Origin of the sequence: Photobacterium sp. 53610 (genome assembly GCF_036409375.1) — a bacterium.
GTDB lineage: Bacteria > Pseudomonadota > Gammaproteobacteria > Enterobacterales > Vibrionaceae > Photobacterium.
Map to the genome: position 1 here is coordinate 849,484 of NZ_JAXOFS010000001.1, position 17,270 is coordinate 866,753.

The 17,270-nt window shown below is 45.5% G+C and carries 16 protein-coding genes; 12 read left to right on the plus strand and 4 right to left on the minus strand.

The annotated features are described in order from the left end of the window. Positions 1–207 precede the first annotated feature (207 nt). Together matP and SPK40_RS03980 are read left to right on the plus strand one after the other, a co-directional pair. Positions 208–660 carry a macrodomain Ter protein MatP gene (matP, locus tag SPK40_RS03975; RefSeq protein WP_330959507.1) on the plus strand — a complete coding sequence of 151 codons (453 nt, stop codon included), beginning with the start codon at positions 208–210 and terminating at the stop codon, positions 658–660. Positions 661–706: 46 nt separating this feature from the next. Then, positions 707–1,015: a DUF3634 family protein gene (locus SPK40_RS03980; protein ID WP_330959508.1), complete on the plus strand. Its 309-nt coding sequence runs from the start codon at positions 707–709 to the stop codon at positions 1,013–1,015. Positions 1,016–1,120: 105 nt separating this feature from the next. On the opposite strand, the gene SPK40_RS03985 is transcribed toward SPK40_RS03980, so the two are convergent. Further along, complete coding sequence (locus SPK40_RS03985) at positions 1,121–1,525, minus strand: response regulator (protein ID WP_330959509.1); 405 nt, start codon at positions 1,523–1,525, stop codon at positions 1,121–1,123. Between the two features lie 353 nt (positions 1,526–1,878). On the opposite strand from SPK40_RS03985, the gene SPK40_RS03990 reads away from it, so the two are divergent. Continuing rightward, positions 1,879–4,596 (plus strand): DEAD/DEAH box helicase, encoded by a 2,718-nt coding sequence (locus tag SPK40_RS03990; RefSeq protein ID WP_330959510.1) that lies wholly within the window; start codon positions 1,879–1,881, stop codon positions 4,594–4,596. A gap of 671 nt (positions 4,597–5,267) precedes the next feature. Here the strand turns inward: SPK40_RS03990 and SPK40_RS03995 are convergent. Then, positions 5,268–7,355, minus strand: coding sequence for an ATP-binding protein (locus SPK40_RS03995; RefSeq protein ID WP_330959511.1), 2,088 nt, complete (start codon positions 7,353–7,355; stop codon positions 5,268–5,270). 5 nt (positions 7,356–7,360) lie between these two features. Next, the gene (locus tag SPK40_RS04000; protein WP_330959512.1) at positions 7,361–8,530 is read right to left on the minus strand and encodes an FIST signal transduction protein; all 1,170 of its coding nucleotides are present in this window, start codon (positions 8,528–8,530) and stop codon (positions 7,361–7,363) included. Between the two features lie 154 nt (positions 8,531–8,684). Between SPK40_RS04000 and SPK40_RS04005 the strand changes: the two genes are divergently transcribed. After that, on the plus strand, positions 8,685–9,374 hold the full coding sequence (locus SPK40_RS04005; RefSeq protein ID WP_330959513.1) for an SDR family oxidoreductase: 690 nt from the start codon (positions 8,685–8,687) through the stop codon (positions 9,372–9,374). Positions 9,375–9,451: 77 nt separating this feature from the next. Here SPK40_RS04005 and SPK40_RS04010 read toward each other — a convergent pair whose 3' ends face one another. Beyond that, positions 9,452–9,883 carry a hypothetical protein gene (locus tag SPK40_RS04010; protein WP_248140315.1) on the minus strand — a complete coding sequence of 144 codons (432 nt, stop codon included), beginning with the start codon at positions 9,881–9,883 and terminating at the stop codon, positions 9,452–9,454. Between the two features lie 273 nt (positions 9,884–10,156). Between SPK40_RS04010 and ccoN the strand changes: the two genes are divergently transcribed. From ccoN to SPK40_RS04050, 8 genes are all read left to right on the plus strand, one after another. Then, positions 10,157–11,584 (plus strand): cytochrome-c oxidase, cbb3-type subunit I, encoded by a 1,428-nt coding sequence (gene ccoN, locus SPK40_RS04015; RefSeq protein ID WP_248140317.1) that lies wholly within the window; start codon positions 10,157–10,159, stop codon positions 11,582–11,584. A 12-nt stretch (positions 11,585–11,596) separates the two neighbouring features. Further along, positions 11,597–12,205, plus strand: coding sequence for a cytochrome-c oxidase, cbb3-type subunit II (gene ccoO, locus SPK40_RS04020; protein WP_036751999.1), 609 nt, complete (start codon positions 11,597–11,599; stop codon positions 12,203–12,205). Positions 12,206–12,214: 9 nt separating this feature from the next. Beyond that, positions 12,215–12,391 (plus strand): cbb3-type cytochrome oxidase subunit 3, encoded by a 177-nt coding sequence (locus SPK40_RS04025; RefSeq protein WP_248140319.1) that lies wholly within the window; start codon positions 12,215–12,217, stop codon positions 12,389–12,391. Between the two features lie 2 nt (positions 12,392–12,393). Beyond that, positions 12,394–13,371 carry a cytochrome-c oxidase, cbb3-type subunit III gene (gene ccoP, locus SPK40_RS04030; protein ID WP_330959514.1) on the plus strand — a complete coding sequence of 326 codons (978 nt, stop codon included), beginning with the start codon at positions 12,394–12,396 and terminating at the stop codon, positions 13,369–13,371. 121 nt (positions 13,372–13,492) lie between these two features. After that, positions 13,493–13,984 carry a FixH family protein gene (locus SPK40_RS04035; protein ID WP_248140321.1) on the plus strand — a complete coding sequence of 164 codons (492 nt, stop codon included), beginning with the start codon at positions 13,493–13,495 and terminating at the stop codon, positions 13,982–13,984. Next, positions 13,981–16,359, plus strand: a complete 2,379-nt coding sequence (locus SPK40_RS04040) for a heavy metal translocating P-type ATPase (RefSeq protein WP_330959515.1) — start codon at positions 13,981–13,983, stop codon at positions 16,357–16,359. Before SPK40_RS04035 ends, SPK40_RS04040 begins: the two co-directional genes overlap by 4 nt. After that, positions 16,352–16,549, plus strand: a complete 198-nt coding sequence (gene ccoS, locus SPK40_RS04045; protein WP_330959516.1) for a cbb3-type cytochrome oxidase assembly protein CcoS — start codon at positions 16,352–16,354, stop codon at positions 16,547–16,549. The genes SPK40_RS04040 and ccoS overlap by 8 nt, the downstream gene beginning before the upstream one ends. Continuing rightward, positions 16,546–17,223, plus strand: a complete 678-nt coding sequence (locus SPK40_RS04050) for a sulfite exporter TauE/SafE family protein (RefSeq protein ID WP_330959517.1) — start codon at positions 16,546–16,548, stop codon at positions 17,221–17,223. The genes ccoS and SPK40_RS04050 overlap by 4 nt, the downstream gene beginning before the upstream one ends. Positions 17,224–17,270 lie beyond the last annotated feature (47 nt).

Genomic DNA, 17,270 nt, shown 5'->3' on the forward strand with positions numbered 1-17,270 from the left:
GACAGCAGTATAAAGGAATCGCTGTCCGCATAATAGAAGACGTTTGGATTTTGCTGGTCAGGTGAAAACGGTCAGCCAGGATTTGTGTTAGCTGGGCCTAAAAAACAAAAGGTTACTCACTGCATCATTGTGCTTCATGGGTAACTTGGTTACACTGTCACTCTATACTAATTGTAGTCTTTCACAAACTCAGATAAGCAGCGGATTATGAAATATCAGCAATTGGAAAACCTGGAAGCTGGCTGGAAGTGGGGTTATCTCGCAAAGAAATATAAGGAAGGAGAGGCTATCACTCGATACATTGACACGAGTGAAGCAGAAGCGGCTGTGCAGTCTTTTCTTGCGCTGGAACACGAGCCAACAAAAGTGCTGGAATGGATTCAAAACCATATGTCTCCGGCATTGGATAACAAAATGAAGCAGGCGATTCGTGCAAAACGAAAACGTCACTTCAATGCTGAACAGGTCCACACCCGGAAGAAATCGATTGATCTGGATTATCGGGTTTGGGAAAAGCTGTCTGATAAATCCAGAGAGCTAGACTGTACGCTATCCGATACGATTGAGTATCTGCTGAGTGAGAGTAGTAAGTCGCTGGAAGCCAATAAAAAAGTTCAGGACATCAAACAAGACTTAAGTAAATTGCTTCAGCTTGATTGATTCGCTATACCTAATATCAGGCGCTGTTTGTTAGAGGATGGAAACAATGGAATATGTGTTTTTACTTGCAATCGCAGTACTTATCCTGGTTTTTAAAGATCGTCCGGTGATGGTGTTAACCTTTGAGCAAGGGGAGTTGGTCAAAACGAAAGGGAATATCCCAGCTGGCTTTTTAAATAGCTGCAAAGATATTGCTCATAGAGAGCCTTTTAATGGAAAAGTCAAGGTGTATAAAAACCGTTTTACGACGAAGTTGATTTTTTCCAGAGATGTACCGGTCAAAGTAAAACAGAAAATCCGTAACGTGTTCCCGTTTACAAACAGTAATAAAAAGGTGGGGCATAAACGCGCATGAATTGAATCTAAGGTCTGAATACCCACCAGACCTTTTTTGCTCCACCTTAGCGCACTATAACTTTACTTTCTATCTAACAATATAAATGACATTCACACTGAACCGCTAGCCTTGAGCACTCATTTGGCGACTTTGATGTACTTTCTCCAGGCATTGGTTCAGTTTCTTCATTGAAAGTGGTTTTACAATATAGCCGTCAGGTTTATGGGATATCACTTTTTTCACGGTCTCTATTTCACTTTCTCCTGTAACAATGATCACCGGTAAATGAGGGAAGTCCTGTTTAATTTGTGTCAGCAGGGGAATGCCGTCGAGGGGAACGTTAAGATTCAGGTCAAGAAATACACAGTCGAGTGAATGACCAACCAATTTGGATTTAGCAAAGATGGCTTCGGCCTGGCTAGTTGAACCTGCATAAAGAAGCGTTTTGGGTTGGGCGCTGTTTCTCAGAAGTTGTGCTAAAATCTGCGCCATCACTTTGTTATCTTCAATAATCAGCACATTCTTCATCCACAGCCATCCTTTTCTTTTTATGGGTTTTTATTTACTTAGATACTAGAAAAGATTTCATCGACAATCTAGAAAATTTAGGCATTACTTATTGCATCTAATGCACCATAACTTATTTTTTAGCAAAAATATAAACAAGTTCACAATACAAAATGATACAAACATTAATTACATCATTATCTAGCTTAAACAGGGAACATCTCTGCTGAACTGAATGATTGCTGAAAGTTTAGATATTCCTCACGATATCTATCAACCCAAGAGAAGGGCATCCCAGTAAAATGGTATGTTTGTCATAAACATGGTTTCAAACTCAGCCATCATCACTCAATGTATCAGGTGTAACCTTGTCAATGCAGGCTTCTCCACTCGCTTATTTGAAATATTATCGGCGCTGTTATCGTGAAGACAGTCATGATCTCTCTTTGTCGAATGTCTTAAAAATTCGGCAGGATAGAAGGCTATGGATTCGAGAAGAAGAAAACCTGCTCAGCGGTAAATTACCCAGGCAACCTGTCGTCGATAAAGTTGCGGAAGAGATGGCGAAGCAGGTCGATTTGTATCGAAGAGAAAAGCGTTTGATCTACGGTAGTTTGATGATCAAAGGCCAGATAAATATTACGAATGGTATTACTGCACAACGACAGCTGTTTTCGCCATTAATTTATTTGCCGGCTGAACTGATTCTTGATGATGTCGAACACAGATGTGTTCAGGTTGATGTGACTGACATTCGATTAAACAACGCGCTCCTGAGGCAAATACTTAACCCTGAGATTGATCCGCAGGTGATTGATACATTTCCAGAACCAGTGTTTCCGCTGACCGACATTTATATTGCCCAAGTCGGACACTGGTTGGGGACACATTGCCAGGTACAACGCCTTGAAAGTTTAGCCAGATGGCCGTTTTTAGAATGCGCATCAGAGACAATGAAAATTTCCGGCACGGATAACATTGAGCTGGTGTGTGCCAGCGGACTCTTTCTTGCAGACAGAAGCCGAGGGAGTCGGGGCGTTTTACATGAATTGAATCTGATGCAACAACGGCAATCGCTTTCTCAGCCATTAATGCAATTGTTTCATTTAGAAAGCCATCGTGAGAAGCAACAAAGAAAAACAACATCTCACGCATGCCATTTACCATATCAGTTGAGTTTGCCTCAGCAACAGGCCTTGAAAAATGCTGCGCTCCAACCTTTAAGCATCCTGTCCGGACCTCCAGGCACTGGGAAAAGTTTTACCATTGCTGCGATGGCTATTGACCGTATGATGCATGGTGAATCTGTTTTAATCGTAGCTAAAACAGATCAGGCCATTGATGTGATTGCGGAAAAACTCCGGGATGGTTTTGGTCTTGAAGGTGGCTTTGTTCATGCTAACAGCACATCCTTTAATAAAACGATGCGCCAGTATCTGGAGAGTATTCTGCTGTCCGGTCAAAGAGTGACGGCGTCACAAAATGACAACTCTTCACAGCAGCTGAAACAGACAGGTGCTGAACTCGCAAAGGTTGAAAAAGAGTTTTCACGAGCTTTATGGATTGCCCGTTACGCAAGCGGACATAACTCCGGAACCTGGTTACAAAAACTCAAAGCAAATTTTATGAGTCGTTTTATTAAAGGAAACGCCTTATGGGAAACACAAGAGACGCTGCAACGTGCCACACAAGTTTATAACAGCCTGGCGATGTCAGAAATTAACCGGACCAGGAATGAACAACTGGCTGATGTACTTCAGACACAGCGCAGGACAATGCATCAGTTCTGGGATGCATTGAAAGCAAGGAACTCAAAGACTCAGGAAGAACGTTTCAGGGATACCGATTTTACAACGATAACGACAGCATTACCGATTTGGCTGGTTACAGTAGATGAATTGAGCCAGTCTTTACCGTTGCACGAATCCTTATTTGATGTGGTCATTTTTGACGAAGCGACCCAATGCGATATCGCAAGCGCGCTGCCGGCACTTTATCGTGCCAAGCGGGCGGTTGTTGCAGGTGATGTGAAGCAACTCCGTCATGTTTCTTTTCTTTCTCGCGGCCAACAGAACAAATTCTGGCATGAAGAAGGCTTACCAGAACATTTGTTAGAGAACTTCGCTTATCGCGATAAGTCACTGCTGGATTGTGTGTCTGCCAGTTTATCCAATCAAAGTGCTGTGACGTTTCTGGATGAGCACTACCGGAGCCAAGCCGATCTGATCAGATTCAGCAATCAATACTTCTATGGTAATCGTCTGAAAATCATGCAGGCACGCCCGGGGGGCTCACAGCAACCTGCATTAGAATTTATTTATTTGCCAGAAGGCCAACGTACTAAAACAGGGCGTAACTCAGCAGAAAAAGAAGCTGTGATTACTTTAATTCAATCTTATCTTGATGCTTTTCGTAACGCGGTGTACCCACCAAAAATCGGAGTCATCTCTCCGTTCAGAGAACAGGCTGCTTTTATTGAGAAAGCGGTAGAGAAAGAGTTTTCGTATGAAGTAATACAACGGCATGCGCTGCGGGTCTCAACGCCTTATGGATTTCAAGGTGAAGAGCGTGACATCATGATTCTGTCGATGGCTGTAGATGAAAACAGTGCTCGGGCTGCAGCATACTTAAATCGGGAGGATATGTTTAATGTCATGGTGACCCGCGCAAGGAAGTCACAGGTCATCTTTCATTCGTTCATTCCCGAAGTGTTGAGTCATCAGAATTTGCTCCGCCAGTATCTTGGCTTTTCTCATGACGATAAAGCTACAACGACGCAGCAAAACGCGGAATCATTTATCTGTGATTTCACTAACCAGATCAAACAAGCGCTGGAACGGGCAGGGATTCAGTATTGGGTCGGCGCTTTTGTTGCAGGCGAAAATATTGACGTGATCTGTCAGCATGGAGAAAGCACGCTAGGCCTCGATTTAATCGGTTACAGTGGCGATTTTGAAGGATACTTTGACCTCAATACTCACAGAACCTTCCAGCGCGCCGGACTGCAAGTACTCCCGGTACCTTTCCAGCTATGGCAATCTGACCCTGAACGTGTTCTTCGTGAAATTAAAAATCGCTTAAGTATAAGCTAGCCAGGTTACCGCGTAACTTTTTGTGTGAGGTTCCGTCCAGTATTGGCTGATGCTGATAATATCGGAAATGATCGCGTGGCGGATTCCTTGGAGCATATTCAAATACAGAATGAGTTACAATGTAACTTTATTAGGATATACGCTGGTATGCAGCACCTAATTTAATGAAGCGTTTGACCAAACGATAAACTTGGCGCGACTCAGTTTAAGTAAACCGGCAGCCTCAACATCGGTGAGCCGTTTGTCACAGATGTCTTGGATAAGCTTGATTCTCAGTAATTCATTGTCAGTCATGGTTACCAACATCATTTAAAGCTTACATCAACCAAACAGATGTGAATTAAGATAGGTAAAAACAGGACATTTCAATCTGGCTCAAACCTGACACTTCTAACTAGATCTTACACCCTCGGTGCGCATAACATAGATTATGTTAAATAATGTGTCCGGAGGAAGTTATACTTTTTATATCCTGCGTACTCCTATTCTCAAATGGCTTTGGTTCTGACATGTTTGAGTAGCAATTTAACCATAATCGGATTTACCATAAAATAGGTAATTCACACTATGATTTAAGCTCTGCTGCAAATGTTAGTTTGCCTGGTCCTTCAATCTTAAGTGGAATAACCTGACAGACAAACGCCTAGCGTTTGTCTGTGGAAAGATGAGAATTATTCTGTCACCGAGACAATTTCAGCATACTCACTTAACATTTTATCAAGTTCCGGAACGCGGATTGGTTTTGCTAAAAATCCATCCATTCCAGCTTCCCGGTACTCGACCTGATCAGAATGCATGGCGTTTGCCGTCAAAGCGATAATCGGAAGCTCGCACTGTTTTTCTCTGAGCTTTCGGGTTGCTTCCATACCGTCCATAACAGGCATAGAAATATCCATCAAAATCAAATCAAATTGCGTTGGCGATGCCATAACCATATCCAAAGCCATCTGGCCATGATCGGCAACCTGTACTTTGTGTCCTCGCTTCTCAAGCATTAGTTTTGCAACCATCTGGTTTGTCTTGCTGTCTTCGGCCAACAAAATAGAAAGCGATCGACTCTGAGTGCTTTTGGGCTTCAGTGTCTGTTCTTCTTGTTGTGTTTCAACCACAGTGATCGGCAAGAAAACAGTAAAGCAGCTTCCTTGCCCGAGCTGACTTTGAAGTGAAATTCTTCCCTGCATTTTCTCAATGAGATGCCGGCTAATTGCCAAACCAAGACCCGTGCCGCCGTAACGCCGAGTGATGCTGCCATCTGCTTGCACAAATGGATTGAACAGATTCTTCTGTGCTTCTGCAGAAATACCAATGCCCGTATCAATCACTTTTACCGTGACTTCATTATTCTCTGTTGCGACAGCAACTTTGACTGAACCCTGATCCGTAAATTTAATGGCGTTCCCGATCAAATTGAACATGACTTGGGTGACACGGTTTTTATCACCAAGCATCCTTGCCGGCACAGCTGGATCAACACTGACACTCAGAGTGATATCTTTCTTCATGGCCTGATCTTCAAGCTGCTCAACCACAAGACTGACGCAATCCGTGACAGACATCGGCTCCAGATATAAATCGAATTTGCCAGATTCAATACGGGACAAATCCAGAATGTCATTAATAATAGTCAGAAGAAGCTGGGCAGACTGCTCCATCTGATTGATCCATTTCAATTGATTAGCATCGAGGCCTGAATCAGCCAGTGTATCCATCAAACCAAGAACCGCATTCAACGGAGTACGTATCTCATGGCTCATCATCGCCAGAAATTGTGACTTGGCTGCGTTCGCTGATTCCGCTTGTTGCCGGGCCTGTTGTAACTCAACCAGACGTTGCTTCTTGCTGGTAATGTCTTTCGCCGTACCCCGGTAACCTCTTAACTCACCATGCTTATTGAAATATGGACTGGCACTGAAACTAATCCATGCCCCACCCTCAATGCCTGGTAACTGCCATTCAAGATCTTCAAAATCTTCATTTTTAAGTAGCTTATGCCGCAGCTTAGTCTGAAAATCTTTGTCGTCATCAAATAAATCCAAAAGACTCTTTTTATCAATCACGTGGTTGGACAGATCAGGAGCCGAAATGTAGGTAAAACGAAATTCTGTGTCGATCTCCCAAAACCAGTCACCAACTGTATTCGCAAAGTCTTTGAATCGTTGCTGGCTGTGTAGCAGTTCTTGTGTTCTGACCGTGACCAGAGTTTGCAGTCTTTCCCGGTAATCGATATCAATGATGGCACGCTCAAGTAACGGTCTGAAACGCGCGAGAACCCTTTTACAGGCGGAACCAAATTGTCCTGGTTCAGAATGAATAAACAGGAGTAACGCATCTCCGGAGCTGACTTTGACGCCGGTCATCAAAACGGAACGACATAAGGCAAGTTTATCTTTTGATAACCTCTTGAATTCAGAAACCTGTGCAGGATCAAACAGCGCGATACTTTCACCATTAATCGCCCGGATAAAGGTTTGATTGACTTCCCAGTTGCAGCCTTCGAAATGAACACAGGTCGTGACGAGCTCTTCAAGTTGAGAGGATTCATCTTCACGAGTCAGAACCAGGGCGTGTTCAAAACCAATATACTTACGCAAAACGGCCAGCAGACTGTTAAATACCTGACGCTTATTATTTGCGCCAGCCATTGCAGACATGCCAGCCAGAATTGCCGAGTATTCGTCTCTGAGTTGTTTTTCCCGTTCCTGGCTTCTCAGCAATGCAAGCAGGGTTTCCTGTAAAGTCTCTGTTTCTTTCCCTGTCATGCTTTTCATTCCCGGTAAAATAAAACTTTAGATATCATCAAATTGCCGTGCTCATTCTCACCACCAACAAACTGCCCCTGCTCGCCGAAGGTAAATGGACAAATGTATGGCGCGTCACACATAGCCTGCCGCATTTTTTCAGCAACCTGTGCCATTCTTGGCTTCACCTGAAGCATACAGCCTGCACAATAAATACTGATGCCACCAATCGCCTCAATTTGATGATGACTTTCTACCAGCCCGCCAACATCACGACCGGCACGGTTCACCAAATTGTCTTCTGTGCCCGTCATCAGATAAAAACGTTCTCCTTCCTTTATAGAAGCAAATAACGTAATTCCGCCACGTTCAGTAACTGAATTGGGATGAGCCAGTTTAAAATAAGGTAAATCATGTAAGATTCCGGCAACCCGCCCCAACGGGTACAAGGCCGAAAGAGACATGATCGATTCGTTGTAGCTTAACGAATGCTCTATCCATTCCTCATAGACTTCTTTAGCAGGACGGTGATCAAGTTCGATCAGTTCCCTGCCGTCAACCTTAGTCGCAACCGCAGACAGCCCTGTTTTCGCATACCCGGAATGAAATGAAAAACTGACTTCGCAAGTTGGATAGAAGACACTGACTGCGACCCCTTCAGAAGAGGTATGGTCCTGAGTAAAAAGCTGCCATTGACCTGCAACATTTGCATCGGCTGCACTGCCGCCTATGATGGGAACCGGGGTACCGAACTCCTGAGAAATTGCTTCGATCGCTTCTTCTTCTGCGCCAGGGCTGGCGTGCAATAAAATCATTGAAGGCAGCTCGCCTAAACGGCCCGTGTTTTGGATTGCTTTTAATACGGCTTGCCGGGCCATTTGCCCTGGCCTTTGGTGTGTGGAAACCAATGCCGAGCCATAAGCGCCGTTAAAATCAAAAACGGCCCAAAGACCAATCACGGTATCAGGAAAATATCCTAATTCTGTCAAAATGCCCTGGCAGGATGAACACCCTAAGATCTGAGTATCAGGGAAGTCGGCAACGAGCTGCTGCCTGATGAGATTGGCATCTTCATGTCCGGAAAAGTAAACCAGCAGAAGGCTGGGACGAACCAGCCTGGCTTTGAGTTTTTCAACGGCTTCGCCAATTGCTGACTCTGTATCACCCAAGGTGGAGTAACTGGTAAGGATTTCCATGCTTCATTCGCGGCTGTTAGTGTATCTTCCTCATGATAGACAGTTTCAATTTGAGGATCAGCAGACGATTGAATTTTTATTAAAAAATCTCTTAAGTCTGCGGACAAGCTACCGTTATTACTAGGTAGCAATTCTTCACAGAGCAGATACGGACATGACAAAGCAACCAGTAATCATCGTAACAGAAGGAACAACAGCGTTAGGCAAACGTATCTGTAAAGAGATCGCTGCGACGCAGTCGATTGTCATCGCGTTAAGTAATGATGAAAATGCAGGTTTTGACCTCGTGGCAGAGGATCCGAGAGTGCGGTTTCGAAAGGCTGATTGCTACAAAGAGTCTGATATTCAATCTGTGGTGCAAGAAATTCAGTCGCAGTTTGGTCGACTGGATGCATTAGTAAATAACCCGCCACTGACTCCGCCAGGTCATGATATCTCGTTCACAGAGCTGGATCTGTTCGACTGGAATCAGGCCTTACACCAACAGATAACTGCCCCCCTATTTACAGCCAGACTGTGTTTTCCCTTACTCAAAACAACCCAGGGTGTAATTGTCCATGTCGTTCCTACCCCGCAGGACACAGCAGTGAACAATGAAGTACTCTCCGTCTGCAGTCATGGTTTGATCGGCCTGACTGAGTCGATGGCGAACAGTTTGTCGCCAGATGTGAGGGTACATGCTGCATGTTACTCTCTGAACAGTAAAAAAGATGATAAAACTGATGCAAATCAAATTAGTGATGTCGCGGCTATGGTACGTTTTTTAGTTAGCAAAGAAACTGCTCACATGAATGGTCAGGTCTTTAAAGTATCAAATCGAGTTTCTGATAAAAAAGCCATTTAAATTTATTATCAGCAATCAAATCATGAAAAGTTGATTAAAATAATCATATCTACATGTTTAATATGAATTATTTTGATCTAAAAAATCAATATATAAACACCTTCGTCAGACTCAATTCTGACTTTCCATCCTGAGGTCATCGCAGAGCTTTCAGGCAGAGAAAAGTTACCTTGTATGAAATACTTAGTAACATTTAAAACAATAGTCTCTGCCTGAGTGACATTTGCGGGGGAAATCAGCACCGCATGAGACACAACAAAGTCCAAAGGCAACTGCAACTGGTATTGATTCCCCCCTTTTTCAGGAAGCTGAATTAAGCGAATTTCCATCTTCCTTTTTGATATATCTTCAACACATTCTCCCGACTCCTTTTGGCACAAAACAGAGACTTCCTCTGCAGGCCTCACCTCTTTATATGTAATTGTTCTCCATACAAATGCTGTGATCAGCACAGCAAGTAAGACCAGAATTTGAATCAGTCGGGCTTTTGTTAATTTTTGAGCTGCCATGATTGTATACATTTCCCATGTTACAGAGTTCAAACTTTTCACATAAAAATAGTGAGCGATAACAAGTGCGTTGCCATCGCACTGTCATTCATTTCTCATCTCAAGTATTATGCGTGCTGAAAATGCCACTTTTACAACAAAATAGCAATTTCTGTGTCGAATTGGTTATAAAAACAACACAGCATATAGCTAAGCTTTGGGTGGCATTGCGAAATGAAGTTGTTCGCAAAGAAACAAGAGTGTAGTTGAAAATTTTTAGTGGAAGCATGCAACATGAGCCAAGTAAAGCAGCTTGATCAAAACTACAACTATACGGTCGTTCGTCAATTCACTATAGCCACCATACTGTGGGGAATTGTCGGAATGAGCGTTGGTGTATTTATTGCCGCTCAGTTGGTATGGCCGGCACTTAACTTTGACACCCCTTGGTTGACATACAGCCGTCTGCGTCCGCTGCATACCAATGCAGTGATTTTCGCATTCGGTACCAGTGCGCTGTTCGCGACATCCTATTATGTCGTTCAACGTACATGTCAAACCACGTTGTTTGGTGGCAAGTTAGCGTCGTTTACCTTCTGGGGCTGGCAAGCCGTCATCCTGTCAGCAGCGATTTCGCTGCCAATGGGATTCACAACCAGTAAAGAATATGCTGAGCTGGAGTGGCCAATCGATGTGCTGATTGCTGTCGTATGGGTTGCTTACGCTGTCGTATTCTTCGGGACCATGATTAAACGAAAGACCTCCCACATTTATGTGGCAAACTGGTTCTTCGGTGCCTTCATCCTGACAGTGGCTGTGCTGCACATTGTAAATAGTATGGCAATTCCGGTCTCTATGACGAAGTCATACTCGGTTTACTCTGGTGCTGTCGATGCCATGGTTCAGTGGTGGTACGGTCACAACGCAGTAGGTTTCCTCCTTACTGCCGGCTTCCTGGGAATGATGTACTACTTCGTTCCTAAGCAAGCTGGTCGTCCTGTTTATTCCTACCGCTTGTCTATCGTGCACTTCTGGGCACTGATTTCTCTGTACATCTGGGCAGGCCCTCACCACCTGCACTACACCGCTTTGCCAGACTGGACTCAGTCTCTGGGTATGGTGATGTCTCTGGTACTGTTTGCACCATCCTGGGGTGGTATGATCAACGGTATCATGACGCTGTCAGGCGCATGGCATAAACTGCGTTATGACCCAATCCTGCGCTTCCTGGTTGTTTCTCTGTCGTTCTACGGCATGTCAACCTTCGAAGGCCCAATGATGGCAATTAAGACAGTCAACGCCCTGTCCCACTATACCGACTGGACAATCGGCCATGTACACTCCGGTGCATTAGGCTGGGTTGCAATGGTTTCCATTGGTTCGGTTTATCACCTGATTCCAAAACTCTTTGGCCAAGAACGTATGTACTCAATCAAACTGATTAACGTGCATTTCTGGCTGGCAACTATTGGTACAGTTCTGTACATCGTTGCAATGTGGATCTCTGGTGTGATGCAAGGTCTGATGTGGCGTGCGGTGAATACTGACGGTACGTTGACTTATAGCTTTGTTGAAGCCCTACAAGCATCTTATCCGTTCTACTTCGTGCGTTTCTGCGGTGGTTTGGTCTTTGTAACAGGCATGCTCTTAATGGCTTACAACGCATATAAGACGATTGTCGCACCCAAAGACAGCCTGAAAGCCGTAGAGCAACCAGCTTAAGGAGTACAACAGATGAGCTTTCGTCACGAACTTGTAGAAAAAAATGCTGGTTTGCTGGCCATTCTGATTGTCATTGCAATCAGCTTTGGTGCCCTGGTTGAAATCACACCGCTGATTTATCAGGAGCAAACCACTGAGCCTGTTGAAAACCTGCGCCCATATACCGCCCTGGAAATGGAAGGCCGTGATATTTACATCCGTGAAGGTTGTACCGTATGTCACAGCCAGATGGTTCGTCCGTTCCGTTCAGAAACAGAACGTTACGGCCATTATTCCGTTGCCGGTGAAAGTGTTTGGGAACACCCATTCCTGTGGGGTTCAAAACGTACAGGTCCTGACCTGGCGCGTGTTGGTGGTCGTTATTCAGATGAATGGCATCGAGTCCACCTTCGTAACCCACGTGATGTCGTTCCTGAATCTAACATGCCTGGTTTCCCTTGGCTGGAAACGAACACGTTAGATGGAAAAATCACCTCTAAAAAGCTGGCATTATTCCGTGATAAGTTCGGTGTTCCCTACACTGATGAGCAAATCGCAAAAGCTGGTGATGATGTGAAAGGCAAGACTGAAATGGACGCACTTATTGCTTACCTTCAGTCGTTAGGTCACGCGATGAAATAAGGAGGCACCATGGATATTGGAACCATTCATAGCATTTGGACAGTCATCCTGTTCGCTAGCTTTATTGGTATTGTCCTTTGGGCCTACAGTAAACGCCGTAAATCTCAATTCGACGAAGCTGCAAACCTTGTGTTTGCCGACGAAGAACTGGATATGGCCACGCGTGAAAAAGACAGGAGCAAATAAGAATGTCTACGTTTTGGAGTATATGGGTCTCAGTCATCACGCTTGGCACCTTAGCCGCGATGGCAGGTCTTCTGATCTGGTGTAGCCGCGACAAAATGGGTGTAGAAGAAGGTGAAGACATGGGACACGAATACGATGGTATTCGTGAAATTAACAACCCACTGCCTAAGTGGTGGTCTTACATGTTTTGGGGGACCATCATTTTCTCACTGGCTTATCTGGCGCTTTATCCAGGCTTAGGTAATTTCAAAGGTTTGTTTGGTTGGCAGAGTTCAGATCAAACAGTTCGTACTGTCGCTGAGTCAAAAGCTTCTATTGCAAACGCCCAGCAACAACAAGAGCTGAACCAGTATGCCAAAGAGCTGGGTGATGCTGAGCAAGCCTACGGTGAGCTGTTTAAGACACTGGCTTATGATGAGTCTGGTAATCATCTTCGTCCAATCGAAGCGATTGCAGCAGATTCGGAAGCCCGTCGTGTTGGCCAGCGTCTGTTCCTGCAGAACTGTGCTCAGTGCCATGGCTCTGATGCTCGTGGTCAGCAAGGATTCCCGAATCTGACAGACAACGACTGGCTGTACGGTGGTGAACCTGAGACGATCAAGACAACCATCATGCATGGCCGTCAAGGTGCAATGCCTGCGTGGATTGACACTTTAGGTGAAGACGGTGTACAAGAAGTAGCCAGCTATGTTCTTAGCCTGTCTGGACGTAAAGTAAATGCCAAAGAAGCTGCTGCAGGTAAACAACGCTTTGTTGTCTGTGCTGCCTGCCATGGTACTGACGGTAAAGGTAACCCGGCTTTCGGTGCACCTGACCTGACAGATAACACCTGGCTGTTTGGCGGTTCACGTCGTGCGGTTGTTGAGACGATCACTCACGGTCGTCAAGGTGTTATGCCAGCATGGGAGCATATTCTGGGTGAAGAAAAAATCCAGCTTATCTCTGCATATGTCTGGGGTCTGAGCAACAGCGAACAGTAATTCATATTTCTGTTACGAATCAGTTGATTGTTGACGTTTGCTGACAATTTCACTGAAGATATGCCACTGAGCCCCTGCTAAAATCAGGGGCTCTTTTTATAGATTCGATAAAGGATTCACAATGCAAAAACCATGGTATAAGCAGTTTTGGCCTTGGTTCATAATTGCGATCCCAACCATCTCTGTCGTCTACAGTATGACGGCACTGTATGTCTTCTCGCAGAACAAGGTCGATTTAGTTGCTGAGGATTATTACAAGAAAGGAAAAGGAATCAATCAGGACTTTTCCCGACTTCGTGTTTCTGACGCTCTGAAAATCCAGGCGAATATCAGCGTAAGCGACACCGATATCGTTCTCCGTCTGAACAAGGGTGAATTGAAGTCCTTCCCGACTTTACGTGTGATGTTTACGCACCGAACGCTGGCTGAAAAAGACTTCACTCAAATGATCAGCCCGGATATGCAAGGGAATTATCGTTTCTCCGCTCCGGAGTCAATTGACGGTCCCTGGTTTGTTGAAGTTGAGCCTTTCAAAGGCGACTGGATGCTGAATGGTCGTTTGAATCTCCCCTCATCTGACCCGATTCCACTTTATGGACAGAAGCAAAGATGAGTGAATCTTGCTACCACTGTGGTGATCCGGTTCCACAAGATACTCATTTGAATGTCGAGATCCTGGGAGAGGCACGAAGTATGTGCTGCCCGGGATGCGAAGCTGTTGCACAGACTATCGTCGATAGTGGTTTAACATCTTATTACGAGTATCGTACAGCCACAGCAGATAAAGCCGATCTGGTGCCTCAGCAACTACAATCTTTGTCTCTCTACGATAACGAAGATATTCAGCAGGATTTTGTCCGATCCAGTGAGAATGCAAACGAAGTGACATTGTCACTCGAAGGTGTCTCTTGCGCGGCCTGTGCATGGTTGATTGAAAAGCAGCTCAAACGTGAACATGGGGTGCTCAATATTCGGGTAAACACAACGACGCATCGTGCCTTGCTCAGTTGGGATCCTGCTCAAGCAAAACTCAGCCAACTCTTATCTGCGATACATCGTCTCGGGTACAAAGCGGCTCCTTTTGAAGCTGATAATCAGGAACAGCATTACCATCAGACAATGAAGAACTACCTGTACCGGCTGGGCATTGCTGGTCTGGCAACGATGCAAGTCATGATGCTGGCGGTAGCGCTGTACTTTGAAGTTTTCGGTGATCTTGATGAAAGCTTCAGAAATTATTTCCGCTGGGTAAGCCTTTTATTTGCAACCCCTGTCCTGCTCTATTCTGCATTACCCTTTTATCTCAATGCCTGGCGGAATCTGAGAGCCAGAGCACTGGGTATGGACGTTCCCGTCTCTATCGCTCTGATTTTTGCTTACGTAGCCAGTTTTTATGCAACAGTCACAGAGAAAGGTGAAGTCTTCTTTGAATCTATTTCGATGTTCACTTTCTTCTTATTGATTGGGCGTTACCTGGAAATGCGAGCAAGGCGTAAAGCTGCTGCTGCCAGTGCGAATCTGCTCAAGCTTATCCCGGCCATGGCCAATCTCGCCGATGGCAGTCAGATTGCAGCAAAAAGCCTGAAAGTAGGTGACGTTGTCACTGTTCTGCCCGGAGAGAGCCTGCCTGCAGACGGCGTAATTGTTTCAGGAAGCAGCGTGATTGATGAATCCATGCTGACAGGCGAGCCATTACCTGTTCGCAGAATCCGTGGTGAGGATGTCTACGCAGGTACGATAAATGGTGATGGCAACCTGAATATTCAAGTGACCCAGGATCGCCAGCATTCTCTGATCTCGAATATTATCCGACTCCAGGATGAAGCTCAGGCATCAAAACCCAAGATTGCTGAATTAGCTGATGTTGTCGCGCGATATTTTGTTGCCACAATACTGATGATTGCAGCCGGCACCTGGCTATACTGGCATCAGACCAGGCCCGACGATGCCCTTTGGATCACACTGGCTGTTTTGGTCGCCACCTGCCCTTGTGCCTTATCGCTGGCAACACCGACAGCGCTGACGTGTGCAACGTCCCGTCTTGGACGCCTCGGTATTTTGTTAAGACGCGGCCATGTTCTGGAAACTTTATGTAATATCAATCAGCTTGTGATTGATAAAACCGGAACACTCACAGAAGGCAATGTCCGAATTGTGACAACGGCGTGTTTCTCTCACCAGTGTGAAGCTGAAGTTCTTTCAATCTCAGCCGAACTTGAACGCTTTGCGAATCACCCGATTGCCAGAGCATTTTCATCTCACCGAAACTCCGATTTTTCGTTTGATGAGGTGATCAATGAAGTCGGTTTTGGGCTGAAAGGATATCGCAATGGCCAGGAGTGGCGAATTGGTAAAGCATCATTTGCGCTTTTTAATCAAGCCCAGATGCCAAACGAAGAGGATTTTCAGGTCTGGCTGACTTGTGATGGACAGGCAATCGCCGCTTTCAAACTGGATGATCCGATTCGCCCTGACAGTAAAGCATTAATCAGTGCCTTTCAGTCGGAAGGAATTCAGGTCACCATGCTGACAGGTGATCATTCAGACAACGCTACACGCGTCGCTGAACAACTCGCTGTCGATAAGCTGGTAAGCGGGGCGACACCACAAGGCAAACTGAATTATCTGCAGGAACTGGATAAGCATCAGATTACTCTGATGATTGGTGATGGTGTCAATGATGCGCCTGTGTTGGCTGGAGCGCATTTGTCACTGGCGATGGGCAGCGGTACTGACATTGCAAAATCGTCTGCAGACATGGTGCTCTTAGGAGACCACCTCAGCCGGATACTGGAAGCACGCAAACTTGCGATGAAAACACGCAAGATCATACGCGAGAATCTGTCATGGGCGTTAGGCTATAACCTTGTTATTCTACCCCTGGCGGTTGCAGGTCTGGTTGCCCCTTACATTGCGGTTTTGGGCATGTCGGCCAGTTCCATCATTGTTGTGTCCAATTCACTGAGGTTATTAAAAGAAGATGGCTAGCCTTTATCTGCTGATTCCAATTGCAATCATTTTCGTCTGTATTGCGGTTGCGGTGTTTATCTGGGCAGTGAAATCAGAACAGTTTGAAGACCTCGAAAGACAGGGGTATGACATTCTGTTTGATGAAAATGATGACAATCCAAAGCCTGATCATCTTTCCAAAGCGTCTGAGGCAGAGAAAAAACAGTGACAACAGATTTCTTTGCCGCTTTTGCGATTGGCCTGCTGGGTGCAGGCCATTGTCTCGGCATGTGCGGCGGTATTGCTGCTGCCATCACGCTTGGTATGCCAGGTCAGCAACAAGGCCAGCGCTTTCCTTTCCTGTTGTTGTATAACGCTGGTCGTCTGGCTTCTTATGCGACCGCAGGTGCGCTCATTGGCGGCGCCGTCGCTGGCATGGCATCGTTCAGTGGCATCAGCTCCGCCCTTCTCTATCTGCGTCTGTGCGCGGCTCTGATGATGATCCTGCTGGCGCTTTATATTGGCCAATGGTGGCAAGGCATAACTAAAATCGAATTTTTAGGGCAATCGCTGTGGCGCCGCATTTCACCTTTTGCGAAATCAATGTTGCCGCTGAAATCCCCCTTTGCTGCTTTTCCCTTTGGTCTCATTTGGGGCTGGCTCCCCTGCGGTTTGGTTTATTCGACCCTCAGCTGGGCAGCTGTCGCCGGAAATGCTGTTTCGGGTGCGATGGTTATGCTGGCATTCGGACTGGGAACCCTGCCCGCAATGCTACTGGTTGGCGCTATGGCGGAAAGGCTCAACCATTGGCTGTCGAATCATATATTTAAAAAAACCAGTGCATTTATATTATTGAGCTATGGAATTCACACAGGTTATGTAGCAATCACACAGTTTTCGTGATGTTTTATACTCGTCATCGTGAATAAGAGTATGTTAAAGTGAGTCCA

Excerpts from the sequence above, each read along its gene's own strand:
- SPK40_RS04040 (WP_330959515.1), top strand. The coding sequence starts at position 13,981 with ATGAGTGAATCTTGCTACCACTGTGGTGATCCGGTTCCACAAGATACT.
- SPK40_RS04035 (WP_248140321.1), top strand. The coding sequence starts at position 13,493 with ATGCAAAAACCATGGTATAAGCAGTTTTGGCCTTGGTTCATAATTGCG.
- SPK40_RS04010 (WP_248140315.1), bottom strand. The coding sequence starts at position 9,883 with ATGGCAGCTCAAAAATTAACAAAAGCCCGACTGATTCAAATTCTGGTC.
- SPK40_RS03995 (WP_330959511.1), bottom strand. The coding sequence starts at position 7,355 with ATGACAGGGAAAGAAACAGAGACTTTACAGGAAACCCTGCTTGCATTG.
- SPK40_RS04000 (WP_330959512.1), bottom strand. The coding sequence starts at position 8,530 with ATGGAAATCCTTACCAGTTACTCCACCTTGGGTGATACAGAGTCAGCA.
- SPK40_RS03980 (WP_330959508.1), top strand. The coding sequence starts at position 707 with ATGGAATATGTGTTTTTACTTGCAATCGCAGTACTTATCCTGGTTTTT.
- SPK40_RS03990 (WP_330959510.1), top strand. The coding sequence starts at position 1,879 with ATGCAGGCTTCTCCACTCGCTTATTTGAAATATTATCGGCGCTGTTAT.
- matP (WP_330959507.1), top strand. The coding sequence starts at position 208 with ATGAAATATCAGCAATTGGAAAACCTGGAAGCTGGCTGGAAGTGGGGT.
- ccoP (WP_330959514.1), top strand. The coding sequence starts at position 12,394 with ATGTCTACGTTTTGGAGTATATGGGTCTCAGTCATCACGCTTGGCACC.
- SPK40_RS03985 (WP_330959509.1), bottom strand. The coding sequence starts at position 1,525 with ATGAAGAATGTGCTGATTATTGAAGATAACAAAGTGATGGCGCAGATT.
- ccoS (WP_330959516.1), top strand. The coding sequence starts at position 16,352 with ATGGCTAGCCTTTATCTGCTGATTCCAATTGCAATCATTTTCGTCTGT.
- SPK40_RS04025 (WP_248140319.1), top strand. The coding sequence starts at position 12,215 with ATGGATATTGGAACCATTCATAGCATTTGGACAGTCATCCTGTTCGCT.
- ccoO (WP_036751999.1), top strand. The coding sequence starts at position 11,597 with ATGAGCTTTCGTCACGAACTTGTAGAAAAAAATGCTGGTTTGCTGGCC.
- ccoN (WP_248140317.1), top strand. The coding sequence starts at position 10,157 with ATGAGCCAAGTAAAGCAGCTTGATCAAAACTACAACTATACGGTCGTT.
- SPK40_RS04005 (WP_330959513.1), top strand. The coding sequence starts at position 8,685 with ATGACAAAGCAACCAGTAATCATCGTAACAGAAGGAACAACAGCGTTA.